This window comes from Algoriphagus confluentis, assembly GCF_036245625.1.
In the GTDB taxonomy this organism is placed as follows: domain Bacteria; phylum Bacteroidota; class Bacteroidia; order Cytophagales; family Cyclobacteriaceae; genus Algoriphagus; species Algoriphagus confluentis.
This window is the reverse complement of sequence record NZ_BTPD01000003.1, coordinates 74,115-98,515: the sequence shown is the minus strand read 5'-3', so window position 1 is coordinate 98,515 and position 24,401 is coordinate 74,115. Positions and strand designations below refer to the sequence as shown.

Below are 24,401 nucleotides of genomic sequence, written 5' to 3'. Positions count from 1 at the left end.
TCCCAATCACTGACCATTCATCCCAAATGGCAAAAAAGATGCAATCGTTTGCGTAATTTGGAGTGCAATTTCATTGTCACAGCAAGCTGAAATGGGGAATTTTACCTCATACCCTAACTCAAAATACTTATGAAATACAGGAATCAATTTTTAATCACCTCAATTGTCCTGATCACCTTAGGCTCTTGTGCCCAAAAGGATGAACAGAATGACGGATGGAGAGACTTATTTAATGGTGAAGATCTGAGCGGATGGAAAACCGTGGCAGGTACAGCTACTTTTGAGGTAGCCAACGGAGAAATCATCGGTACGGCAGTGGCGGGTTCCCCGAATACATTTTTGATCACAGAAGAACTATTCGGCGATTTTATTTTGGAATTGGAGCTAAAAGTAGAGCATTCCAGCAGCAATTCCGGTGTCATGGCCAGAGGGCAGTACGACCCGGCAGGTCGTGAGGGAAAAGGCTTGGTTTTTGGCTATCAGATAGAAGCAGACCCTACCGAAAGAGGTTGGTCTGCGGGAATCTACGATGAGGCCCGAAGAGGCTGGCTCTATCCTGTGGATCTCAACCCAGAGGCCAAGTCGCTTTTCAAAATCGGAGAGTACAATCACTATCGGATCGAAGCGATAGGAGACGAAATCAAGACTTGGTTAAACGGACAAGAAGTAGCCTATGTGGTAGATGATATGGACAAAACAGGGTTTGTCGGACTTCAGGTCCACAGCATCAGAAATGCTGAAGATGCAGGCAGAAAGACCTATTTCAAAAATGTAAAAATCAAAACTGAAAATCTGGACCCTAAACCTTGGGGCAAAGACCTGCCAGTAGTCAATAACCGACTCAATCAACTGACTGATTACGAAATTGCCAATGGATGGAGGTTGCTTTTCAACGGACAAAACAGCGAAGGATGGAAAGGCGCCTATAAGGATTCTTTCCCTACTGAGGGATGGAGTATTACCGACGGGATTTTGACCATCGCAAAAACTGATGGAAGTGAGTCTCAAAATGCAGGAGATATCGTAACCACTGAGCAGTTTTCTGCCTTTGATTTAGCATTTGACTTTAGATTGACTGAAGGAGCCAATAGCGGATTAAAATATTTTGTTACTCTTTCTGAAGGAAACAAAGGCTCCGCAATAGGTCTGGAATATCAGATTCTGGATGATGAAAAGCATCCGGACGCCAAAATGGGAATTGACGGAAACAGAACCCTTTCCTCCCTGTATGATTTAATTACATCAAGCAAGCAGCCAAGATTCGTACGACCAATCGGAGAATGGAACAAAGGGCGGGTCGTGGTATATCCCGACAATCGCGTGGAGCATTACATTAATGGAGTAAAGGTCGTGGAATACGTCCGGGGCTCTCAAGAATTCAGAGACTTGGTAGCGATATCCAAGTACAAAATCTGGGAAAACTTTGGCGAAGCTCCTCAAGGCCATATCCTCCTGCAGGATCATGGAGATGAGGTCAGCTTCAAAAACATCAAGATAAAAACCTTAAATTGATTTCCTTAAACCCAAAAAACCATGGCAAAACCCAATAGAAGAGAATTTATCAAGAAAAGCACTGCCGCTGGTATCGGGATTTCAGCTCTTGGAACTTTTGCTTTTTCTCCCAAATCCTACAGCAAAATCCTAGGCGCAAATGATCGCCTCAATGTAGCGCTCGCTGGTTTGGGTAGAAGACTGGGGGCTTTTTATGAACCCATAGGATTAAAATCTAGCAACGTAAACCTCCTCTACCTCTGCGATGCCATGCAATCCCAGATGCCGAAGGCTGCCAAGAACTTTGAAAAATGGATTGACTATCAACCCAAACAGGAGCAGAATATCCTCAAAGTATTGGAAGACAAGGAAGTGGATGTGTTGATCAATGCTACTCCTGACCATTGGCACGCTCCGGGCACTTGGTTGGCTTTGGAACGTGGAAAACACGTGTATGTGGAAAAACCCTGCTCGCACAATCCCAGAGAAGGCGAATTGCTGATTGCCCTACAGAAAAAGTACAACAAGGTAGTACAGATGGGAAATCAGCAGCGTTCGGCTCCTGAAAGCCGGGAAATCATTGCCGCTATTCACAATGGAGCCATCGGCAATGTCTACATGGCCAAAGCTTTCTACAGTAACAATCGAGGCCCTGTACCCAATCCTGTACAACAAGCCGCTCCAGAAGGTTTGGATTGGGAACTTTTCCAAGGACCTGCGCCGAGAAAACAATATATGCATGACACCTGGAATTACAACTGGCACTGGTACGGTTGGGATTATGGGACTGCAGAGACAGGAAATAATGCAACCCACGAGCTTGACGTGGCAAGATGGGCTCTGCAGGTAGATTATCCGTCTGAAGTAAGGGTCGTATCCGGCAAAATGCATTATCCCGAGGATGGATGGACCATGTATGACAGCATGGACGCCACGTTTACATTCGAAGAAGGGAAAATGATTCAATGGGATGGAAAAAGCCGCAACAATTACAAAACCTACGGATCCGATCGAGGTACAATTATTTACGGAACTGAGGGTTCAGTATATGTGGATCGGGGTGGATATAGGCAGTTTGACCGGTCCGGAAAAGAAGTAAAATCAAATTTGGCAAACAATAATGAAGGAGGTACCGTACTAGGAGGCGGGGGAGACATGAGTACCACCCATGTGGTCAATTTCTTTAATGCCGTGCGGGGACAGGAAAAGCAGAACTCCAACATTGAAGAAGGTGCAGTTTCCACGCTTCTTTGTCATCTCGCCAATATCAGCAGCCGTACCGGGGAGACTTTAACTTGTGACCCTAAAAACGGGCAAATTCTCAATTCCAAAGCTGCCATGAATCTTTGGTCCAGAGAGTATGAGAAGGGTTGGGAGCCTCCAAAGGTTTGATTTTATTACACAGAATATTCAATTTGGTTTTCTTATTTGCCAGACACCTCCATCCGTATAGGTTGGGGGTGTTTTTTTTGAATGCAAAAACCAATTTTTAAAAAGAACTTTCCGGTAATTCAACATCATAAAAAACCGAGGAGACAATTGACTTCCCTGATTTCCGAAAACAATTGCATAAAAATCATTTATTCTATTTTTCAAGCCATTTGATAATTCTTCAAAAAAGATCAGCCCCGGTTACCCATTTTCAGGTTCAGAATTTTATTTTTTGAATATATCCAAAAGCCACATTAAGTTTTATTATACATTAAATTGTTCGCAATCGATTCCGTAATTCCGAGAAAATAGGGATTGTGATCATTTTTCCTTCTATCTACCTTAAACAAACAATTAAAAGTCATTTTCTCCGCTCATACTCAAACGCAGAAAACTGAATTATCTAATCTATCTATAACAATAACCCCTTTAACTATGCGTACAAAATTTTACACATGCCTTTCGGTAGTGTTAATGATGTTGCTGAGCGCAGGATTTGCGCTGGCGCAGGATGTGCAGGTGAATGGGACCGTTTTGGACGAAACAGGCACCCCAATTCCGGGTGTTTCGATTCTCCTCAAGGGGACCACGCGAGGCACTACCACAGATTTGGATGGAAAATACTCCATCGCCGGTCCCTCTTCGGGAGTTTTGGTGTTTTCTTTTATCGGGTATACTACTCTGGAAGAAAGCATCGGCAATAGAAGCAGAATTGACGTGAGCTTAAATCCAGACTTATCCGATCTGGAAGAAGTGGTGGTGGTAGGATACGGTACCCAGAAAAAGAGTCAGCTCACTGGGGCGATTTCTTCAGTAGGAAGCAAAGAGATCCAGGAACTCCCCATCACAGACGCCCGGCAAGCACTCCAAGGTCGTGCTGCAGGGGTAGATGTAACTCAACCTGGTTCTAAACCAGGGTCTGCTCCTCAGGTGCGGATTAGAGGACGTAGATCATTTAACGCTTCTAATGAACCCCTCTATGTAGTGGATGGAATCCCCACCGTGGGCGGCCTTGAAGACATCAACCCTCAGGATATTACGTCCATGGAAGTACTCAAGGATGCATCAGCCACGGCTATTTATGGATCCAGAGGGGCAAACGGCGTGGTGTTGATCACCACAAGAAGAGGAAGCACAGGGAAAACCGTGGTCTCGGTAGACAGCTATTACGGTCTGGGAAGGGAGCTTGGAAGAATTGAAGTCTTTGACGGACCGGGCTTTGCAGAATATAAAAGGGAATCAAGAAGAGCAACCGGAGCCTATCCGGAAGGTCCAGCCACCCCTGATGCAGATGCCCGAATCTTTGAACCTATTGAATTGGATGGAATTGCCACAGGAAGGAGCACGGATTATGTCGCTGGTCTGATGAGGAACGGGAGTATCCAAAGCCATCAGGTGGGAGTCAGTGGAGGAAGTGAAAAAACCACCTTCTTCATCTCTTCCAACTACTTTAAAGATGTGGGAGTGATTCAGAATCAGGATTTTACCCGAGGGACATTCCGAATCAATCTTGATCACCAACTCAACAAGAAAGTGAGAATCGGTACCTCTACTTTGGTTACTTACAGCAAAAGAAATGGAGAAAACTTCAATCCAATCGGTGGAGCATTGCAGGAAAACCCACTCGGAAAACCTTTTGATGACGAAGGTAATCTGATCTTCCTACCGACTTCTGATGGACTTCGTACTAATCCGTTTGCTGAAGTGGTTCCCGGAGCACAAGTAGACGAAACCTACAGAACCAGAATTTTTAACAGTATTTACCTCAACTGGGAAATCGTTAAAGGATTGACCTACCGATTCAATTTTGGTCCTGATTTGACTATCAGAAGAAACGGAAGATTTACAGGTTCTCAAACCAATGCAAGAAGAGGGGGTGACGCTACAGGAAGTGTGGATGATCGCTTCAACCTGAATTATACCATAGAAAACATTCTGACTTATGACAAGAAGTTTGGAACCGACCATAACCTGAACGTTACCCTGCTTCAGTCTTTTCAGCAGGATAAATTTGAGCAGTCCACAATCAGTGTATTGGGTATTCCGGATCCTTCCCAACTCTATCATCGCCTTGGAGATGCCTCCCAAATCACAGGAGCCAATACCAACTTGATTGAATGGGCACTTCTCTCCTACATGGCAAGAGCAAACTATGGGTATAAAGGAAAGTATCTCCTTACGGCTACAATTCGTGCCGATGGTAGCTCCCGATTCGGGGAAAACAACCGCTTCGGATATTTCCCATCAGTGGCTTTTGGATGGAATATGCATGAGGAAGGATTTATCAAAAACTCCTCCTGGATCGATCAGTTGAAATTCCGTGTCAGCTATGGTTCTATCGGTAACCAAGCCATCAACCCTTATCAAACTCAGCCTTTGCTAGGAAGAACCTCTTATGCTTGGGCTGGTGGCGGAACGGCTGCATTTGGATACAGACCCAATACTATCGGAAATCCTGATTTGAGATGGGAAACCTCGACTACATTTAATACAGGTTTGGATTTCTCTATTTTCAAGAACAGAATCTTCGGTTCAGTGGAGTACTATGTCACCAATACTTCTGATTTGCTTGCTCCTCAGCCTTTGCCCAACTCAACCGGATTTGGCGGATTCACCACCAACGTTGGGAAAACCCAAAACAGAGGAATCGAATTGACCCTTTCTACTTTGAATATTGAAAAAGGAAGCTTCACCTGGTCCACGGACATTCTCTTTACCAGAAACAGGGAAGAGATTCTTGAGCTTCCCAATGGAGATGACATTGCCGCAGGAAGATTTATCGGTCAGCCACTGAGCGTATTCTTTGACTTGAAAAAAGTCGGAATCTGGCAATTGGATGAAGCAGATGTTGCTCAATCTTTTGGTGACAAACCCGGTGAAATCAAGATTCAGGATACCAATGGAGACGGAAGAATCAACTCTCTTGACCGGGTGATTTTGGGTTCTCCGGTCCCTGATTTTTCCATGGGTATGACCAACCGATTTACTTTCAAGAATTTTGACTTCTCGTTCTTCATCTTCGGAAGAGTGGGCTCTATGATCAGAAGCCAGTTCCACCAAGGATTCAATTCTCTTTTTGGTCGATACAACAATTTGGCAGTGGATTATTGGACTCCAAACAATCCAACCAATTTGTATCCAAGACCAAATCAAAACCAAGAGTTTCCCAAGTACAATACTTCCATGTCTTTGTTTGACGCAACTTTCGTGAAAGTAAGAAACATCAACTTTGGCTACACCTTTGGTGAGAATGTATTGAAAAAGATCGGATTCAGCAGCTTGAGATTGTATAGCAGCATTCAGAATCCGTTTATTTTCTCTGAATACAGAAAAGTACACAAAGGAATTGATCCTGAGACCTTCATTGACAGCGAACAAGGGGTAGAAGGTGGTGTAATCAATGCCAACATCGCTCCTCCCGTAGTTCAATACACCTTCGGTATCAATGCTAAATTCTAACTCAACGCAAGAAGACAATGAAAATCAATACAATAAAAAATAGACTTCTGGCCTGGGGAAAAACCACACTTTTCTTTGCAGGCTTAGCCTTTGCCACTTCATGTGAAGACGCTCTTCAGGAAGATGTGATTTCGCAGATTGGTACGCAGTATTTGAATACTCCAAAAGGAATCGATGATGCTGTTAATGCTGCCTACAGCACTATGAGAGTATGGTACGGTACTGAGCGCGGGAATAATTTCACAGAGTTTGGCACCGATATCTACACCAACGGGGCTGACGGTTCATGGAAATTCATGAATACCTACACCAATCAGTTTGACTCTCAAAATGGCCATGTCAGAGAACTTTGGGATGAGTTGTACCGGGGAATCAACACCTGCAATGCGGTCATTGAGCGTGCACCCAATGTAACCGGGATGGATGCCACTACTCGTGCCCAACGCATTGCAGAAGCCAAATTCATCCGTGCCCATCATTATTTCTTGATGGTTCAGCTTTTTGGTCCTGTAGAATTGCGAATTACGGAAACCATCATCCCAACCAATGAAGTAAGCAGAACTCCTGAATCCGAGATCTACACCTCCATCATCCAGGATTTGAATGATGCTATTCCAAATTTGGAAGACCGAAAGGCTTCAAATCAATACGGAAGAGCTACCAAGTACGCTGCAGAACATTTATTGGGACGTGTGCATATCACCAAAGCCACTTCCTCCTCCGGTGCCGGTGATGATTACTCCAAAGCAGAAGTTTTGCTAAAGGATGTAATCCAAAACTCAGGGCTGAGACTGCTGGATGATTTTGGAGACGTGCATGCCTTTGGTAATGAAATCAATGATGAAATCATCTGGTCTGTCCAATACACAAGAAGTCCTCTGACCAATGGTGGAGGAAACAACGCCCACGTGTTCTTTCTTATGGAATACGATACCCAACCCGGAATGCAGAGAGATACGGAAAACGGCCGTCCATTCAAGCGCTACAGACCTACAGTTTACGCTTTGGAAACTGTTTTCCAGAATCGGGAAAACGATAGCCGGTACAAGAAATCGTTCAAAGACACCTATCTTTCCAACAGACCAGGCACCTATAATACGACTTTCGATACCAGCAAGCCCTCACTGACCTTTGCCACAGGAGATACGACGATGTTCCTTCCAGGCTTCGAGATGTCCGCGGCAGAGCGGGCCTTGAGACCGTATCAAGTCTTGGTGCCCAGCATGTACGATGAAAAACTGTTCCCAGCCTTGACCAAGCATTTGGATCCGGGACGTGTAGACCGGACGCAATTTGAAGGAGGGAGAAACTACCTTGCGATGCGATTGGCTGATACCTACCTCCTTTTGGCCGAAGCCCAGTTCCGTCAGGGAAAATTGGCTGAAGCGACTGAGAGCATCAATGCTGTCAGAAGAAGAGCAGCTTGGCCGGGCAAAGAAGCACAAATGGAAATCACTCCTGATCAGTTTACTTTCGAATTCCTGATGGAAGAAAGAGCAAGAGAACTTACCGGGGAGCAGACACGCTGGTTGGATTTGAAAAGATGGGGCAATCTGGTGGAGCGTGTGAAACAATACAATCCTCAGGCTGCTCCGAATATTCAGGACTTCCATACACTACGACCTATCCCTCAAAATCAGATAGACCGTGCTGCAGGAAATGAATCCGGATTCCCGCAAAATCCCGGCTATTGATCCAACTCCTCATTGAAAACAAAAAGGGGGCGCTGAAATTCAGCGCCCCTTTTTTTAATTAAGAAAACCAAAAAAAACTATAACACTATGGTTGAGGATCGAATGGTGATGTGGGAAGGAATGGTGATTACTTGATTGGGCAAGTCAGGCTGCCTGGGCTTTGTCAGTTTTTTGATTAGTAACTTGGCACATTCTTCACCAATCGTAAAAGCCGGTTGAGTGATCGTGGTCAAAGATGGATTTAGCAGGCTTGCAATGCTCAGATTCGAGAAAAAAGAGATAATTTTTAGATCATTGGGTATTTTTAAATCGGTTCTTTTTACCGCATGATAGGTAGCCAAAGCCAATTTTTCGACTGAAGAAAGAATTCCATCAGGCCGATTAGGCCCGATAAGCAGCTTGCGAATCGATTCTATATTTTCTTCTTCCTCCTGGCAACAGGTGATATTCAGCTGAGGCTCAGGAGACAGCCCTGCCTGTCTCAAGGCATCTAAATAGCCCCTATGCCGCTCTTTGGTGATGGACAGCTCCTTGGACAGCATGAGAAAGGCAATCTTGCGGCAACCCTGCTGAATCAGATGCTTGGTGCCTTCAAAGCCGCTTTCGTAATCGTTGGTGATAAATTTGGTGGTAGGAATCGCCGGACAGATTCGGTCAAAGAATACCAATGGAAATCCCCGCTCATGTAGACGGGTCAGATGGGAAATATCGCTGGTCTGACTGGAAACCGACATGACAATGGCATCCGCCCTTCCATTCATCAGGAGATTGACGATTTTTTTCTCCCGATCCACATCTTCGTGAGTGCAATACACCAGCAAGTGATACCCATGTTCTTGAGTGACTTCCTCGATTCCGTCCACCACTTTGGAAAAGAAATTACTCATTCGTTCAGGTATGACCACTGCTATCGTCTTGCTTTTGTTTTCCCGAAGACTTCTTGCAAAGGGGTTAGGTTGATAGTTCAGCTTCTCAGCCATGCTGATGACCTTCTTTTTGGTCGCTTCGCTGATTTCATAGCTGTCGTTGAGTGCTCGGGAAACTGTCGATGGGGAAAGCTTCAACTCAGCAGCAAGTTCTTTGAGGTTAACACCGGTACTCATAGATCAGATTGGGTTTATTATTGGGAAAAATTTCTTCAAAAATTTTGCTCAATCAAAATAGTGAATTATTTCCATTTAAATAAAATGTGCAATCGTTTCCGTATTTAGCTGTTTTCAGAAGGTGGATAAAGGATAAATTTAATTCTGAAACAAAGGCCTTCAATAAAGCCATCCAGCCCAAAATGATACCTGTACAATCTCACCATACTTTCCTGTCGGAAGATTTTTTGCTAAAAAATGAATATGCAAAAATCCTTTATCACGACTATGCAAAAGACCTCCCTATCATAGATTATCACAATCACCTCCCCCCCGCCGAAATCAGGCAAAACAAAAAGTTTGAGAACATTTCAAAAATATGGCTGGCTGGAGACCATTACAAATGGAGGGCAATGCGAACTCTCGGGGTAAATGAAAAATACATCACCGGAAATGCATCCGACCCGGAAAAGTTTGAAAAATGGGCATATACCCTCCCCTACACCATGCGTAATCCACTATACCATTGGAGTCAGATGGAGTTGAAAAGGTATTTCGATGTAGATGATCTCTTAGGACCAAATAATGCCCAGGAAATCTATTTCAAAACTACAGAAATGCTTCAGGAGGATCGATTTACGACTCAGCAACTCTTGGAAAGAATGAATGTTGAATTAATATGCAGTACTGACGATCCCACGGATACTCTTGAGCATCATGAAGCTTACTTTCATAGCAAAGGTCTGGTTCAACTTTACCCGGCATTCCGGCCAGATAAATCATTCGCTATAGAAAATCCTGAAAATTACCGGGCCTACCTGGAAAAGCTCTCCGATCGCGTAGGTTTTGAAATCAATTCCTTTGACACCCTGATTGAGGCTTTGTCCAATCGGGTAGAATTTTTCCACTCAAGAGGTTGCCGCCTTTCTGACCATGGGCTTGAAAAATTGGTTTACTCATCCGATAGCCGTCTTTCTGCAGATGGAATTCTTCAGAAGGTCCTACGTGGAAATATACCCTCACCAGAGGAAATCGAATATTTCAAATTCAAAGTGCTGAAGAAGTTGGCAAAAATGTACCACGCCAAAGGATGGGTTCAGCAGTTTCACCTAGGAGCCCTGAGAAATACTAACTCCAGAATGCTCAAAGTTTTGGGACCAGATACAGGATTTGACTCAATTGGAGATTTCGATCAGGCGATCGCATTGGCCAAATTTCTCAACGAATTGGACAGTACTGATCAATTGACCAAAACTGTTTTATACAACCTCAATCCAAGGGACAATGAGGTTTTCGCCACCATGATCGGCAACTTCAACGATGGATCTGTCAAAGGAAAAATTCAATTTGGTTCAGGATGGTGGTACTTGGACCAGAAAGACGGCATGGAAAAGCAGATGAATACCCTGTCCAATATGGGCTTGATTAGCTGTTTTATTGGGATGTTGACTGATTCGAGAAGCTTTTTATCATTTCCAAGACATGAATATTTCCGCAGGATTCTCTGTAATCTTTTTGGTCAGGATGTGGAAAACGGTGAGCTACCTTGGGATGAAAAGTGGCTGGGTAAGCTGATCACAGATATTTGCTACCACAATGCCAAAAACTATTTCGACTTTTCACTAAGTAATTACCGAATTTGATGAACTCCTCTTCCCTATTTTCTTTAGAAGGAAAAAAAATTGCATTCTCAGGAGCTACTGGAGTCCTAGGGACGACTTTGGCCTTACATCTAGCAAAAGAAGGAGCTGAGCTGCTCATCTTGGGCCGGACTCCAGACAAAGTCAGTAATCTGGTCAGCGAAATCAACTCTCATGGCGGTAAAGCTTGGGGATATTTCGTCGATGTAACTGATGAAGATTCTCTGCAGAAAGTAGCCCAAGTCATCGAATCTCAGCACGGTGGAATCGATGTTTTGATCAACTCGGCAGGTGGAAATATGCCCGGCGCGGTCATCAGACCTGATCAAAATTTCCTCGACCTAGACACAGATTCCCTTAGGAAGGTAATGGACTTAAACTATTTAGGAACAGTCCTCCCAATCCGGGCTTTGCTCCCACTCATGCTAAAAAACGGAAAAGGAAACATCCTTAATATCAGCTCTATGGCAGCTACCCGACCTATGACACGGGTCATGGGCTACGCCTCAGCAAAAGCAGCTATCGACAATCTGACCAAATGGCTGTCCGTAGAATTGGCTCAAAAACACGGGCCTGAATTCAGGGTCAATGCTATCGCTCCGGGTTTTTTCCTCACCGAGCAAAACAGAACCTTACTCACTGAAGCAGATGGTTCGCTTACCCAAAGAGGAAATCAAATCATTACCCATACCCCTATGAATCGATTTGGAAAGCCAGAAGATCTTCTGGGAGCGCTACAGTGGCTTTGCAGTGATGCCTCGGCATTTGTCACAGGCACCATAGTGGCTGTTGATGGAGGATTCAGTGCCTACTCGGGGGTTTAGAGTTAAGGGTTAAAAGTTAAAAGGTTAAGGGAAAGAAAGGGTTTAACACATAACTATTAACTTTTAACTTTTTAAAAATCAATAAAATATAAAATACGCTTTATATGAGCTTTAGAATGGAACAGACCATGCGCTGGTATGGTCCCAAAGATCCGGTAAGTCTCCGTGATATCCGACAGGCAGGCGCTACAGGTATTGTCACGGCCCTTCACCATATTCCCAATGGGGAAGTCTGGTCAAGAGAAGAAATTCAAATCCGAAAAAAGACCATAGAAGATGCCGGCCTGATCTGGTCTGTAGTTGAATCGGTTCCGGTGCATGAGCAAATCAAAACCAGAACAGGGGATTTCCTTCAACTCATTGAAAACTATAAGCAAACCTTACGCAATTTGGCTGCAGAAGGTGTTTACACAGTTTGTTACAATTTCATGCCCATTTTGGACTGGACCCGCACCAATTTGGAGTATGAACTTCCCAACGGAGCAAAAGCTCTACTATACGAGAAAAAGGCAGTGGTGGCTTTTGATTTATTTATTCTTGAGCGAAAGGAAGCATTTTCGGAGTATAGCCGAGAGGAAATCGAAGAAACCAGAGCCTACTATGACCGACTGAGCCCAGATGCCAAACAACTTATTTTGGACAATATTCTAAAGGGATTACCTGGGTCTGAGATTGGTTACACTTTGGATGAGTTTAAGGCCATGCTCCAAACTTATTCCGGAATAGATGCAACTAAACTTGCGGAACATTTGAGGATGTTTTTGGACGCGGTCACACCTGTAGCGGAAGAAGCTGGGGTATATCTATGCATTCATCCTGACGATCCTCCTTTTTCTCTTTACGGACTCCCAAGAGTAGTAAGTACAGCTGCAGATGCCAGAAGGATTCTTACCCAGACTCCAAGTCATCACAATGGGTTGACTTTCTGTACGGGGTCTTATGGAGTTCGTGCTGATAATGACCTCCCAGCTATGGTGAGAGAATTTGGAGATAGGATTCATTTTATCCATTTGCGAAGCACCAAGCGGGATGCCGAAGGTAACTTCTATGAAGACAACCATTTGGAAGGAAATGTGCCCATGGTTGAAGTCGTTGATGAGATATTGACTTGGCAGGAAAAGCGTAAAAAAAGCATCCCGATGAGACCGGACCACGGCCATCAAATGCTTGACGATTTGAATAAAAAAGTATCTAATCCAGGCTACACCGGAATAGGAAGGCTAAAAGGGCTGGCAGAAATCCGAGGGGTGGAAGAAGCCTTGGTATGGATGAAAAAAAGAAAATAACTGATTCCGCTTAATCACTCTTCCCCGGAAAAAGCCTTTTCCGGGGATTTTTTTGCTCATCTCATTTTACCGGAACCTCTGTTCTGGGAAAAGTTTTTTACAAAAAAAGGATTACACTTTCTTCGAAGTTATCTTAGCCAGTAAACCAATAGACCCAACCATGGCTGAATTTTACTCCAAAAAAGACCTTCTTTTCCAGCTTTTTGAAAACCAAAATAGTTTAGAGCTAATTGAACTCCCCTATTTCTCCGATCATTCAGAGGAAACTTTCAAGCTAATTCTGGATGCTGCAGAGCAGATTTCGGTCAATTCCCTCTATCCGATTTTTAAGGAAATGGACAGAAATGAGCCACAGCTTGTTGATGGCAAGATTCGGATTCATCCCAAAATGAAATCAATCATCAGTCAGTTTGGAGAAGACGGATGGATTCAGTCCATTTTTTCTTACGAAGAAGGAGGACAGCAGCTTCCTTGGACCATCCACCTCTGTGCAGGATTTATCATGCAGGCAGCCAATTATTCAGCCAGTGTATTTCCTTTTCTGACTACCGGTGCAGCCAATCTGATCCGAACGTTTGGGTCAAAAGAGTTGGTAGATAGATTCACCCCCAACATGTATTCAGGCAAGTGGCAGGGGACCATGGCTTTGACGGAGCCTGATGCAGGCAGTTCACTGTCTGATTTGACTACCTCAGCCCTTCCCACAGAAAAAGCGGGCATATTTCATATCAAAGGACAGAAGATTTATATATCTGCAGGGGATCATGACGCCTGCGAAAACATTATTCATCTAATGCTGGCACGAATTCAGGGTGCTCCTGCTGGGACCAAAGGAATATCCTTATTTGTGGTGCCCCAAGTTAGAGAAGACGGAAAGCCAAATGACGTCCTCACTCAAGGGATTTATCACAAGATGGGGTACAAAGGCGCTCCCATAGCGCACTTGATGATCGGAAGCAAGGATGCTTGCGAAGGGTACTTGGTAGGTAAACCCAATCAAGGGCTGAAATACATGTTTCAAATGATGAATGAAGCTCGACTGGGCGTAGGAATGAATGCTGTAGCGATCGCAACAGCAGCTTTCCAATCCTCCCTTGCCTATGCTAAAGAAAGACCACAGGGAAGAAAATTGACTGAAAAAGATCTCAACAAACCTCAGGTACCAATCATCGAGCATGCGGACGTAAAAAGAATGCTCCTCTTCCAGAAAAGCGTGACTGAGGGGACTCTAGCCCTTCTGGTTTATTGCGGAATCCTTTCCGATAAAATATCACAGGAAGAGAATCCCGAAAAGAAAAAAGAAATGCATCTCCTTTTGGACTTGCTCACCCCTATTGCCAAGTCCTATCCATCCGAAATGGGAGTCCAATGCACTTCTGCTGCGATTCAGATATTGGGAGGTGCGGGGTACACTACAGATTTTCCTGTGGAACAGTACTACAGAGAAGCTAGGATTCACCCGATTCACGAAGGGACAACGGGAATTCACGGGATAGACCTATTGGGAAGAAAGGTGCTTTTGGAAGAGGGATTGGGTTGGAAACTCCTGCAAAAAGAAATTCAAAAGACCGTCCAGGAAGCCGGCGAAATAGAAAACTTAAAAGAGTTGACGAAAGGCTTTGAGGCCATTCTGAATAAATTCAATCAGGGAGTGGCTCAGCTTCTATTCCGAATGAACCTAGGTCCTGAAAAATATTTGGCAGACGCTACTTTGTTTTTGGAAGCCAGCGGAATATTGACTGTCGGATGGATGTGGCTTCGGCAGGCGATTACCGCCCAAAAAACTTTGAGCAAAGGAAATTCAGATCAAAACTTCTATTTGGGCAAATTGGAGACTGCCCGCTACTTCATGGAGTATGAATTGACTAAAATTGAAGGATTGCTTCCCCGGTTTCATTCTAAGTCTTTCCCTACCTTGGATATCAAGAGAGAGTGGCTTTAAACCTAGGCTACCTAGACAATTGAATTTCAACTGCCTATAAACAATGATTTTCCCCAGTTTTCCGTTTTGGAATAAGCAATAAGGAAAAGTTCCTCTTGTTGGACTTCAAGTTTTTGAAAATCAATACAAGCTTGTAAAAGACAAGAGTTACTTTAGCAGTAGAGAAAAAGAGAAAACCAATGAGAGCAGCAATTCAACGAAATAATACCAATGGATAAAAGCATTCGTAGATTCACCCTTGTATTTTTTATTCTTGCCTTTACCGTTAGCATTCTGATTTTTTTTTTCAAACCTGCCATCGGACAGCTGATGGAGAACCACTCCCTCTCTATCTCTGAAGAGAAACCAGACCCAATCACCAGAGAACTGCCTATCCCAATTTCGGTGGATTTACCGGAACTTATCGAAGTGCCCAAACTGAAAGGAAGCCTAGCTAAGGATGCCTATGAGGATCATTTGTCAGCCGCTGAATATCAGGGAGTTGGAATCATCGAAGCCGAGGAAATGCTTTTCGATCTGATCAATAATCACAAGTTGGTGGAAATAAATTCAGGAAATGGGTACAGGCTTGAGCCCCTTACCCACAGTCATCCTTACGTGACTCCCCACTCCAAGAAAGTATTGGAAGAAATGGGGCTGATGTATGAGATATTGGCTGGAGAAGGCAACTTTTTCTCCATATCCTCAGCTACCCGGACCATGGATCAGCAGGTGAACTTAAAAAAGCGAAACCGAAATGCCACTGCTGGAAATAGCTCTCATTCCTTTGGGGTATCCTTTGACATCTCCTATATCCGGTTCAATGGAGTCAAGTCTTGGGATCAAAAAGCTCAGAGAAATCTTGAAAAGGTTCTGAACCACTTTCAGGAATCGGGCAAGATCTTCGTCATCAAAGAGCGAAAGCAGAGTTGCTATCATGTGACGGTGAGGTGATTTTTCGGATCATTTAAAACCAAAAAAACCGCCTCTCAGCGGTCTTTTTTATTTCTATCGCCTGTACTGAGCGAAGTAAAAGTATTCGTCTTTTGTCTTCTTATTCCTAATACCCCAAAGTCTTCAGCATGCTCTCCTCGGTCTGATCTTTGGCAAAAAGCCAATGCTTGATCTCCCCGTTTTCGTCCTTGTCGATCAATACATGCTTGGGCGCAGGAATCAGGCAATGCTGAATTCCCCCATAACCTCCCAAGGATTCCTGATAGGCCCCGGTGTGGAAAAATCCGATATACTGAGTTCTTCCCTTTTCAATTTTAGGCAGATAGATATTGTACTGGTGGGCTTCTGAGTTGTAATAGTCCATGCTATCACAAGTCAATCCTCCCAAAGAAATCCCTTGGTAGGTTTCATCCCAATTATTCACAGCCAGCATGATGTACTTTTGATTCAATCCCCAGCTGTCAGGCAGTTGAGTAATAAATGATCCATCGATCATGTACCAAAGTTCCTTATCATTTTGGAGTTTTTCATCCAATATGGAATACAATACTGCCCCGCTCTCTCCTACCGTGTAGCTTCCAAATTCAGTGAAAATATTCGGCTCGGTTGTGTTGTTTTTGGCACACATCCATTTGATGTTTTTCACGATCTGATCAGCCATGTATTGGTAATCGTAATCAAAGAAAACATTGGTCTTGATCGGCCATCCCCCACCGATATCCATCGTATCCAAACTTGGGGCGATTTTCTTCAAATCCACATATTTCTGAATGAATCGGGTCAATTCAGACCAGTAATAAGCAGTATCCCGTATGCCGGAATTGATGAAGAAATGCAACATCTTCAAACTTACCAAAGGATGGTCCTTGATCTTCTCTTCGTAAAGCTGGATGATATCATTATATCTTACTCCCAAACGGGAGGTATAGAAACCAAACTTGGGCTCTTCATCGGCCGCTATTCGGATGCCAACCTGAAAGGGAACCTTCACGTGCTCCAGGTAATAGTCAATTTCCCCCAAATTATCCAAAATGGGAACACAGTTGACAAAACCGTCATTGAGCAATTCGGTAATGTACTTTTTGTACAAATCCCGCTTAAATCCGTTGCAGATTATGTAGGTGTCTTTGGTAATTTTCCCCTTTTCGTACAGGCTTCTGACCAAAGGAATATCAAAGGTCGAGGAGGTTTCGATATGGATGTCGTTTTTCAAAGCCTCATTGAGTACAAAGCTGAAATGAGAGGATTTGGTGCAATAGCAATAGGTATACCTCCCATGGTAATCATGGGCCTTGATCGCGTTGTTGAAATAGGTTTTTGCGTTTTGTATACTTTCAGAAATTTTCGGCAGATAGGTCAGCTTTAGCGGTGTCCCATAAGTCTGAATGATCTCCATGAGATTTACCCCGTTAAAAAATAATTCGTTGTTTTCAACATGGAATTCCTTGGTGGGAAAGTCAAAAGTCTGCTGAATCAGGTCTATGTATCTGTTCATTAAAGTGAGGTTTATAATACAAGTTTGGGATGCAAAATTTGCTTTTTTATCGGGGTATATCAAATGAATCCCTGATAAATGAACCCCGGTTTAGAAAAAAGGTTGTTTGAGCGGATTAATAGAAAATGAGTCCTCTTCCATTGGCAATTTTCAAAAATCTCAAGTGGGAAATTTGTAAAACTGAATTGGTTTTTTGATTCACAAAGGAAAAATGGACCTTTTTAAGTAGTTTCGCACCGGCATTAGCCCAGCTTAAACCCAACTATAACTCACCTATGAGAGACATCAAACTAGTCGAGGTCCGTTCAGAAATTGCAGCAGGTACCCGGGGCGCAAGTCTTGGTATAGACGCATTGAAAATCGCCAGCTTGGACAAAAAATCAGACTTTTTCACTCAGTTCGAGCCCATCAATATCCCTGACGCCAATAATTACCTTTGGAAAGGAAATAAATTCCCGCATGCAAAATACATTGATGGCGTCTATCAGGTGCTCAAAAATGTCTATTCCACAATAGAATCTCTCCGCTTGGAAAAGAAATTCCCTATTGTTTTGGCGGGAGACCACAGCACGGCTGCCGGGACCATCATGGGAATCAAAGCCGCTCACCCGGAAAAAAGCCTCGGGGTGATCTGGATCGATGCCCATGCTGATTTGCATACCCCATTGACTACCCCTTCGGGTAATATGCACGGGATGCCTTTGGCTATGGTCAGTCAACTCGATAATGCAGATTGCCAAATCAATCAACCAACCGAAGATACCCTTCTTTTCTGGGAAAAAATCAAGAAAATCGGTGGGGATTTCCCAAAGATCAACCCAAAAGATATTGTGTTTATCTCAGTTCGTGATACCGAAAAGCCTGAGCAATTCCTGATGGAAAAGTTCGGTATACGGAATTTCACTACAGAGGAGGTAAGAAAGCAAGGAGTAAAACGAATTGCTGAGCAAGCCCTTGAAATCCTCAAGTCCTGCGATCAGATTTACATATCCTTTGATGTGGATAGCCTGGACAGTTCTATATCAGTTGGAACTGGCACTCCTGTCCCCAATGGATTGACCGTGCAGGAAGCCATCGAGCTCAATGCCGAACTGATCAAAGACAAGCGTGTCTGCTGCTGGGAAATCGTGGAAGTAAATCCCACTTTAGACTCCGAAAATACCATGGCGGAAGCCGCCTTTGAAGTCCTTGAAGTGACCACCAAATCACTTGTGGATAATTTCTAGAAAAATTTTCACCGCCAAGAACCCAAAGATTAAATTTAAGGACTCAAAGGTGGTTGAACATGTCTTTCTCCAATTATTCAGAAGACCAATTGGCGAACAAGGTAATTGGTTTTGCGATAGAAGTCCATAAAGCTTTGGGACCAGGGCTTTTGGAAAATGCCTACAAAAAACTATTGGCAAAAAAACTTATGAAGGAAGGCTTTCAAATCGAGGTTGAGAAAATTCTTCCCTTAGAGATGGATGATATACGAATCGAGGCAGCTTACAAAATCGATATCTTGGTTGAAAATAAACTGGTGTTAGAAATTAAATCAGTTGAACACCTAAATGATCTTCACTTGGCCCAAATATTAAACTACTTAAACTTGGGGAATTATAAACTTGGGTTATTGATGAATTTCAACGTAACTCTTTTAAAATTCGGTCTTCAAAGAGTCATAAATGATCGGTTTCGGTACTTATCCTATTAAAAACTCTGGGAAGAGCGTTCTATCTTCACACTTCGAACTCCATGTCCATTACTTTATCTATTAATCTCTGTAATCTTACCTTTGCGAACTCTAATTTTACCTTAGTGGCCTTTGTGGTTTAAATCATGAACTTTCAAAAATCAATCATCCAAGGCATTCAGCTCGCCTTTCAGAATATTTACAATCATGATCTTCCTTTGGAGCAGATCAGCCTCTCTCCTACCAAAAAAGAATTTGAAGGCAGCTTTACCTTCGTGGTTTTTCCTTTTTTAAAAATCTCCCAAACTACCCCCGAAAATACCGCTAAAGCAATCGGAGAATACCTCAAGGCCAATTTGGACGAAGTCAATGATTACAATGTGGTCAAGGGATTTTTGAATTTGGTTTTGAATGAATCTACCTGGATAGATCTATTTCAAAAGTTACATTCCAACCCCAAATTGGGTCAATTCCCTTCCAAAGGGCAAAAAGTCATGGTGGAGTATTCCTCTCCCAATACCAACAAGCCTCTGCACTTGGGACACTTGAGAAACAACTTCCTTGGTTTTGCGGTAGCCGAAATCCTCAAAGCCAACGGGTATGAAGTAATCAAAGCCAATCTGGTAAATGACAGGGGAATCCACATCTGTAAGTCCATGGTGGCCTATCAGCACTTTGGAAATGGAGAAACTCCCGAGTCTTCAGGCTTGAAAGGAGATCACTTGGCCGGAAAATACTATGTGCTTTTTGATCAGGAATACAAAAAGCAAATCAAGGAACTGGTAGAAAAGGGAAATTCAGAAGAAGAAGCAAAAAAAACTGCTCCTATACTTCTTCAGGCTCAGGACATGCTCCGCAAATGGGAAATGGGAGATCAGGAAGTAGTCGATCTTTGGAAAAAGATGAATTCCTGGGTTTATGCCGGATTCGATGCCACCTACAAAAAAATGGGAGTCGATTTTGACAAGTTTTACTATGAGTCCGACACTTATCTTTTAGGCAAAGACATCGTTGAAGAAGGCTTGGCCAAGGGCGTTTTCTTCAAAAAAGAAAATGGTTCGGTTTGGGTGGATTTAACTGATGAGGGGCTTGATGAAAAGCTTGTCCTAAGAGGAGATGGCACTTCAGTCTACATCACTCAGGACATGGGGACTGCTGATTTGAAGTACAAAGATTTTCAGATAGACAAATCAGTATATGTAGTTGGTAATGAGCAGGATTACCACTTTGATGTCCTGTTTAAGATCATGCGGAAGCTGGGCCGATCTTATGGGCCGGGATTGTACCACCTGTCTTATGGAATGGTGGACTTGCCTACTGGCAAAATGAAATCCCGCGAAGGCACAGTAGTAGATGCAGACGATTTGATCAATGAAATGATCGAAACAGCCGAACATCATACCAAGGAGCTAGGAAAGATCGAGGGCTTCAATGAGGAACAAGCCAAAGAGCTCTACGAGATTTTGGGATTAGGAGCGTTGAAATATTTTCTCTTGAAAGTCGATCCTAAAAAGCGAATGCTGTTTAATCCTCAGGAGTCCATCGAATTTCAGGGATATACCGGTCCTTTTGTACAATACTCCCACGCGCGGATTGCTGCCATTCTTAGAAAGGCTGACCAAATAGGAGTGAATTATGGAAAAGCGGACTTCTCCGACATTAAAGACTTGGCAGAATCTGAAGTAGCTTTGATTCAGCTGTTGAGTGAATTTGACCGAAAGATCCAATTGGCTGCTGACGATTATTCTCCAGCTGTAATTGCCCAGTATCTTTTTGATCTGGCAAAAGAATACAACCGTTTTTATGCAGATCTGCCTATTTTCCACGAAAAAGAAACCACTCTGGTCGATTTTCGAGTGGCACTTTCGGCATTGACTGCAAAAACAATAAAAAGAGGAATGAGTTTGCTTGGTATTCAAGTACCCGAAAGAATGTAAATATGAAGACAACGCTTTTAATCCTTACGGCTTTATTCTTTGCCTGCGGACAGACCGCACAAAGACCTGATGATTCCAACGCATTTCACCCCAACTACGACCAAACTATGGAAAGTTCGTTCTATGATTTCAAAATGAAAGACATCAACGGCAAAGAGGTAGACTTTTCCCAATTCAAAGGGAAGAAACTCCTTTTGGTAAATGTGGCTTCCAAATGCGGTTACACCAAGCAGTATGCTCAGCTTCAGGAGCTTTACGCTACCCATGGAGATAAAATCCTGGTTTTAGGCTTCCCTGCAAACAACTTTGGAGGTCAAGAGCCCGGCTCAAATGAAGAGATCAAGGAGTTTTGCGACACTGAATTTGGAGTGACTTTCCCAATGTTTGAGAAAATCTCCGTTAAGGGATTTGACAAACACCCACTATACAGATGGCTATCTGACGCATCTCAAAACGGATGGAACAATCAGGAACCTTCTTGGAATTTCTGCAAGTATTTTGTCAATGAAAATGGGGAATTGGTGAAGTTTTTCCCTTCCTCTGTTACTCCACTTGACGAGCAGATTCTTGAGCTAATCGGAGTTTGATTTAGCTAATTCTGTTTTGAAAAAAGAAATACAAACCAAAAAAGAGGCCTGGCTGCATGCAGTCAGGCTTCGCACTTTACCCTTGGCACTTGCAAGTATTTTTGCAGGCTCCTTTCTTGCTTTTTGGAAAGACGCCTTTAGATGGGAAATCCTATTGTTAGCCTCCTTGACCACAATTTTTCTTCAGATTCTTTCCAATCTTTCCAATGATTACGGAGATACTATCCATGGGGCGGATTCTCAAGAGAGGCAAGGTCCAGTCCGTGCTGTCCAATCTGGCCTGATCTCACTTCAGGAAATGAAATCAGCGATGTACGTTTTTGGGATTCTTTCCCTCGTTTCGGGTATCTTACTTATTCTCTTCGCTTTCCAAAGCTGGTTGGTTTTTCTGATTTTCTTAGTCTTAGGTTTACTTGCTATTTGGGCGGCCATCAGCTATACCTCAGGAAATAATCCCTATGGATACGCAGGCCTGGGAGACCTTTCTGTTTTTCTGTTTTTTGGACTCTTGGGCGTGTTGGGCACCTATTTTCTTCATACCCAAAGTTTTGATCCGCTGATTCTTCTAGTTGCCGGGGCTTTGGGCTGTTTCAGCACAGCAGTACTGAACATCAATAATATTCGGGATATCGAATCTGACCAAAAAGCCAGAAAGAAGTCAATCCCGGTTCGAATTGGCAAGCAAGCGGCCATTCGATACAACTGGGGACTTATCGGGGGAGGGTATTTAATGATGATTGGCTTTGCTGTACTCAGTCAGCAGGCCTTTTCCCTCTTGGTTTTATTATCCTCTCCTTTGGCTGTTCGAGTAGGCCTTGGAGTACAAAACGCCAAATCCTCAGCTGAAATAGATCCCTATCTAAAAAAAATGGCCTTGAGCACATTACTCTCTGTGATTCTTTTTGGAGTAGGTTTACTTTTTTGAAAAAGCTGACAAAAATCCTTTTTCCCTTTCTCAATTTGGCTAATTTGGAGGAAATAAATCACTATAACCATGATCAAAGTCCTCGTCCCCTTCGATTTTTCAGAAACCTCAAACTACGCCTTTGAGTTTGCTATCAGTCTTGCTGAAAACTACAATCAACTAGAAATAAATCTTTTGCACGTAGTCGAAACCCCTATAGCGACCGGAATGGGTACTATGGGTGGCGGACTGGATGCAATTCCAGATTTTGAGAATCAAGTCTTTTTCATGGAACTGATTGAGACAAGAAAAAAGCAATTCAAGGAAATTGAAGAAAAGCACAAGGATTCTTCAATAAATCTGAAAACCAACTTAGTGATCGGAAATGTATACAGAAACATTGTGGATGTAATCCAAGAAAAGAATCCAGATTTGGTAATTATGGGTTCGAAGGGATCAAGTGGCTTGGAGGAGGTACTGATTGGAAGTAATACTGAAAAAGTGGTGAGAACAGCCCCTTGTCCGGTGGTGACTGTGAAATCTTCCACCCATGTGAGTAAAATGAGAAAAGTCGTTTTTGCTTCAGACTTCAGAGATGCCGATGATGAGGTGGCTTCTCGAATCCGAAGAATGCAGACCTTGTTTGACGCCCAATTTTATTTTGTATTGGTCAATACCCCAGGAAACTTCGAAACGACTCGTGAGTCATTTGCCAGAATCAAGACCTACGTCCAAAAACACAAACTGGAGAATATCAAAGCAGAAATTTATAATTCCCTTTCAGAAGAAACAGGTATCCTTGAATTTGCTGATGATATAGATGCGGATATGATTGCGATGACTACCCATGGACGTACAGGGTTTCTCCATTTGATCACAGGAAGTATTGCTGAGGATGTCGTCAATCATTCCAAAAGACCCGTCTGGACATTCAAGAGATAACTGAAAATGGGAAGAAAAGACAACGATTGGAAAAAAAGAGATGGAGTGGTGTATTCCACCAGTTCAGATTTTAGCTACCAATATGAGGGGGAAGACTCGGTAGAAACCCTTCCCCCGTCCCAACAAAGATTAAAAGTACTTTTGGACAAAAAAGCCCGGGCTGGAAAACAAGTTACGCTTATTGACGGCTTTGTCGGTACAGAAGAAGACCTCAAAGAGTTGGGGAAATTGCTCAAAAGCAAATGCGGTGTGGGCGGTACTGCAAAGGATGGAGAAATCCTGATTCAAGGAGATCATCGGGATAAGGTCCTTCAAGTCTTGACCCAAGCTGGCTATGGAGCGAAAAAAGCCGGAGGATGAATGTGCCCTATTGGCTATTCCAGGCAAAATTATTTCCTCGCCTGCCTTTTTTAATCGCTGAGGCAAAACAAATCCGGGGATCAAAACCTAACCTCCCTCCTCTTTCAGAAAAGTTGATTTTAGATGGAGGAGAAAAAAGATTAATGGTCTTTGGAGAATCTACGGCAGCAGGAGTCGGAGCTTCTCAGGTTGAAACCACACTTGCAGGTCATTTCAAAAAAAAGCTTGGAGACGAGTTTTCAGTCTATTGTTTGGGCAAAAACGGACTTCGGGTCCAGGAAGCTAAAGATTTTTTTCATCAAAATTTCTGGAATCCATCACCGACTCAAAATGGGATCACCTTGTTTTTGGGAGCGAATGATTGCTTTAAATTGACCTCGCCAAAGGATTACCACAGACAATTGTCTGAATTAATTTACCTTTTCAAGAAAAAGCTAAGCCCCGCATGGATTTACCTGGCAGACATTCCTCCCGTCCATTTGTTTCCTGCCTTTTCGAGCCGAATGCAAAGGCAATTGGAAATCCAAAGAGCTTATCTTCAAAAGGAAATGAAGTCAATTGCTCAAAGAGATAAAGACATTTATTTTGAGCCGATTTCTCTGGATTTGAGTCCGGACTTTTTTTCTCAGGACCAAATTCACCCTTCGGATTTGGGCTATCAAAAAATCGCAGAGTTTACTATCCAAGGTTTGAAAAAATCCGGGTGGCTGGAAAATTAA

Annotated in this window: 19 protein-coding genes; 17 read left to right on the top strand and 2 right to left on the bottom strand. The window is 43.2% G+C overall.

Features of this window, described 5'->3' with window-relative positions; translation table 11 throughout:
• Positions 1-129: 129 nt before the first annotated feature.
• The 4 genes from AAA943_RS05155 (at position 130) to AAA943_RS05140 (ending at position 8,075) form a co-directional block, all read left to right on the top strand.
• Complete coding sequence (locus AAA943_RS05155; protein ID WP_338223162.1) at positions 130-1,512, top strand: 3-keto-disaccharide hydrolase; 1,383 nt, start codon at positions 130-132, stop codon at positions 1,510-1,512.
• 21 nt (positions 1,513-1,533) lie between these two features.
• Positions 1,534-2,883 carry a Gfo/Idh/MocA family protein gene (locus tag AAA943_RS05150; RefSeq protein ID WP_338223161.1) on the top strand — a complete coding sequence of 450 codons (1,350 nt, stop codon included), beginning with the start codon at positions 1,534-1,536 and terminating at the stop codon, positions 2,881-2,883.
• Positions 2,884-3,357: 474 nt separating this feature from the next.
• On the top strand, positions 3,358-6,381 hold the full coding sequence (locus AAA943_RS05145; protein WP_338223160.1) for a SusC/RagA family TonB-linked outer membrane protein: 3,024 nt from the start codon (positions 3,358-3,360) through the stop codon (positions 6,379-6,381).
• A 17-nt stretch (positions 6,382-6,398) separates the two neighbouring features.
• Entirely contained in the window at positions 6,399-8,075 is a 1,677-nt protein-coding gene (locus AAA943_RS05140) for a RagB/SusD family nutrient uptake outer membrane protein (protein ID WP_338223159.1), read from the top strand.
• A gap of 77 nt (positions 8,076-8,152) precedes the next feature.
• Here AAA943_RS05140 and AAA943_RS05135 read toward each other — a convergent pair whose 3' ends face one another.
• On the bottom strand, positions 8,153-9,178 hold the full coding sequence (locus AAA943_RS05135) for a LacI family DNA-binding transcriptional regulator (RefSeq protein ID WP_338223158.1): 1,026 nt from the start codon (positions 9,176-9,178) through the stop codon (positions 8,153-8,155).
• Between the two features lie 182 nt (positions 9,179-9,360).
• Between AAA943_RS05135 and uxaC the strand changes: the two genes are divergently transcribed.
• The 5 genes from uxaC (at position 9,361) to AAA943_RS05110 (ending at position 15,782) form a co-directional block, all read left to right on the top strand.
• Positions 9,361-10,800 (top strand): glucuronate isomerase, encoded by a 1,440-nt coding sequence (gene uxaC, locus AAA943_RS05130; protein WP_338223157.1) that lies wholly within the window; start codon positions 9,361-9,363, stop codon positions 10,798-10,800.
• A complete protein-coding gene (locus tag AAA943_RS05125) occupies positions 10,800-11,621 on the top strand; it encodes an SDR family oxidoreductase (protein WP_338223156.1) in 822 nt (273 codons plus the stop codon). The genes uxaC and AAA943_RS05125 overlap by 1 nt, the downstream gene beginning before the upstream one ends.
• 104 nt (positions 11,622-11,725) lie before the next feature.
• Positions 11,726-12,907, top strand: coding sequence for a mannonate dehydratase (gene uxuA / locus AAA943_RS05120; protein ID WP_338223155.1), 1,182 nt, complete (start codon positions 11,726-11,728; stop codon positions 12,905-12,907).
• A 160-nt stretch (positions 12,908-13,067) separates the two neighbouring features.
• The gene (locus AAA943_RS05115; RefSeq protein ID WP_338223154.1) at positions 13,068-14,849 is read left to right on the top strand and encodes an acyl-CoA dehydrogenase family protein; all 1,782 of its coding nucleotides are present in this window, start codon (positions 13,068-13,070) and stop codon (positions 14,847-14,849) included.
• Positions 14,850-15,059: 210 nt separating this feature from the next.
• Complete coding sequence (locus tag AAA943_RS05110) at positions 15,060-15,782, top strand: DUF5715 family protein (protein WP_338223153.1); 723 nt, start codon at positions 15,060-15,062, stop codon at positions 15,780-15,782.
• A gap of 106 nt (positions 15,783-15,888) precedes the next feature.
• Here the strand turns inward: AAA943_RS05110 and AAA943_RS05105 are convergent, their stop codons facing one another.
• On the bottom strand, positions 15,889-17,277 hold the full coding sequence (locus tag AAA943_RS05105; RefSeq protein ID WP_338223152.1) for an arginine decarboxylase: 1,389 nt from the start codon (positions 17,275-17,277) through the stop codon (positions 15,889-15,891).
• Positions 17,278-17,552: 275 nt separating this feature from the next.
• On the opposite strand from AAA943_RS05105, the gene rocF reads away from it, so the two are divergent.
• From rocF to AAA943_RS05065, 8 genes are all read left to right on the top strand, one after another.
• A complete protein-coding gene (gene rocF / locus AAA943_RS05100) occupies positions 17,553-18,503 on the top strand; it encodes an arginase (RefSeq protein ID WP_338223151.1) in 951 nt (316 codons plus the stop codon).
• Between the two features lie 59 nt (positions 18,504-18,562).
• Positions 18,563-18,973 carry a GxxExxY protein gene (locus tag AAA943_RS05095; protein WP_338223150.1) on the top strand — a complete coding sequence of 137 codons (411 nt, stop codon included), beginning with the start codon at positions 18,563-18,565 and terminating at the stop codon, positions 18,971-18,973.
• A 125-nt stretch (positions 18,974-19,098) separates the two neighbouring features.
• A complete protein-coding gene (argS, locus tag AAA943_RS05090; protein WP_338223149.1) occupies positions 19,099-20,889 on the top strand; it encodes an arginine--tRNA ligase in 1,791 nt (596 codons plus the stop codon).
• A gap of 2 nt (positions 20,890-20,891) precedes the next feature.
• Complete coding sequence (locus tag AAA943_RS05085) at positions 20,892-21,476, top strand: glutathione peroxidase (RefSeq protein ID WP_338218892.1); 585 nt, start codon at positions 20,892-20,894, stop codon at positions 21,474-21,476.
• 16 nt (positions 21,477-21,492) lie between these two features.
• The gene (locus tag AAA943_RS05080) at positions 21,493-22,401 is read left to right on the top strand and encodes a 1,4-dihydroxy-2-naphthoate polyprenyltransferase (protein ID WP_338223148.1); all 909 of its coding nucleotides are present in this window, start codon (positions 21,493-21,495) and stop codon (positions 22,399-22,401) included.
• Positions 22,402-22,470: 69 nt separating this feature from the next.
• Positions 22,471-23,322, top strand: a complete 852-nt coding sequence (locus AAA943_RS05075; RefSeq protein ID WP_338223147.1) for a universal stress protein — start codon at positions 22,471-22,473, stop codon at positions 23,320-23,322.
• Positions 23,323-23,328: 6 nt separating this feature from the next.
• A complete protein-coding gene (locus tag AAA943_RS05070; protein ID WP_338223146.1) occupies positions 23,329-23,682 on the top strand; it encodes a translation initiation factor in 354 nt (117 codons plus the stop codon).
• Complete coding sequence (locus tag AAA943_RS05065; protein WP_338223145.1) at positions 23,679-24,401, top strand: SGNH/GDSL hydrolase family protein; 723 nt, start codon at positions 23,679-23,681, stop codon at positions 24,399-24,401. Before AAA943_RS05070 ends, AAA943_RS05065 begins: the two co-directional genes overlap by 4 nt.

Excerpts from the sequence above, each read along its gene's own strand:
- AAA943_RS05085 (WP_338218892.1), top strand. The coding sequence starts at position 20,892 with ATGAAGACAACGCTTTTAATCCTTACGGCTTTATTCTTTGCCTGCGGA.
- AAA943_RS05140 (WP_338223159.1), top strand. The coding sequence starts at position 6,399 with ATGAAAATCAATACAATAAAAAATAGACTTCTGGCCTGGGGAAAAACC.
- AAA943_RS05150 (WP_338223161.1), top strand. The coding sequence starts at position 1,534 with ATGGCAAAACCCAATAGAAGAGAATTTATCAAGAAAAGCACTGCCGCT.
- AAA943_RS05075 (WP_338223147.1), top strand. The coding sequence starts at position 22,471 with ATGATCAAAGTCCTCGTCCCCTTCGATTTTTCAGAAACCTCAAACTAC.
- AAA943_RS05155 (WP_338223162.1), top strand. The coding sequence starts at position 130 with ATGAAATACAGGAATCAATTTTTAATCACCTCAATTGTCCTGATCACC.
- AAA943_RS05065 (WP_338223145.1), top strand. The coding sequence starts at position 23,679 with ATGAATGTGCCCTATTGGCTATTCCAGGCAAAATTATTTCCTCGCCTG.
- AAA943_RS05070 (WP_338223146.1), top strand. The coding sequence starts at position 23,329 with ATGGGAAGAAAAGACAACGATTGGAAAAAAAGAGATGGAGTGGTGTAT.
- AAA943_RS05110 (WP_338223153.1), top strand. The coding sequence starts at position 15,060 with ATGGATAAAAGCATTCGTAGATTCACCCTTGTATTTTTTATTCTTGCC.
- AAA943_RS05095 (WP_338223150.1), top strand. The coding sequence starts at position 18,563 with ATGTCTTTCTCCAATTATTCAGAAGACCAATTGGCGAACAAGGTAATT.
- uxaC (WP_338223157.1), top strand. The coding sequence starts at position 9,361 with ATGATACCTGTACAATCTCACCATACTTTCCTGTCGGAAGATTTTTTG.
- AAA943_RS05145 (WP_338223160.1), top strand. The coding sequence starts at position 3,358 with ATGCGTACAAAATTTTACACATGCCTTTCGGTAGTGTTAATGATGTTG.
- rocF (WP_338223151.1), top strand. The coding sequence starts at position 17,553 with ATGAGAGACATCAAACTAGTCGAGGTCCGTTCAGAAATTGCAGCAGGT.
- AAA943_RS05105 (WP_338223152.1), bottom strand. The coding sequence starts at position 17,277 with ATGAACAGATACATAGACCTGATTCAGCAGACTTTTGACTTTCCCACC.
- argS (WP_338223149.1), top strand. The coding sequence starts at position 19,099 with ATGAACTTTCAAAAATCAATCATCCAAGGCATTCAGCTCGCCTTTCAG.
- AAA943_RS05125 (WP_338223156.1), top strand. The coding sequence starts at position 10,800 with ATGAACTCCTCTTCCCTATTTTCTTTAGAAGGAAAAAAAATTGCATTC.
- uxuA (WP_338223155.1), top strand. The coding sequence starts at position 11,726 with ATGAGCTTTAGAATGGAACAGACCATGCGCTGGTATGGTCCCAAAGAT.
- AAA943_RS05115 (WP_338223154.1), top strand. The coding sequence starts at position 13,068 with ATGGCTGAATTTTACTCCAAAAAAGACCTTCTTTTCCAGCTTTTTGAA.
- AAA943_RS05135 (WP_338223158.1), bottom strand. The coding sequence starts at position 9,178 with ATGAGTACCGGTGTTAACCTCAAAGAACTTGCTGCTGAGTTGAAGCTT.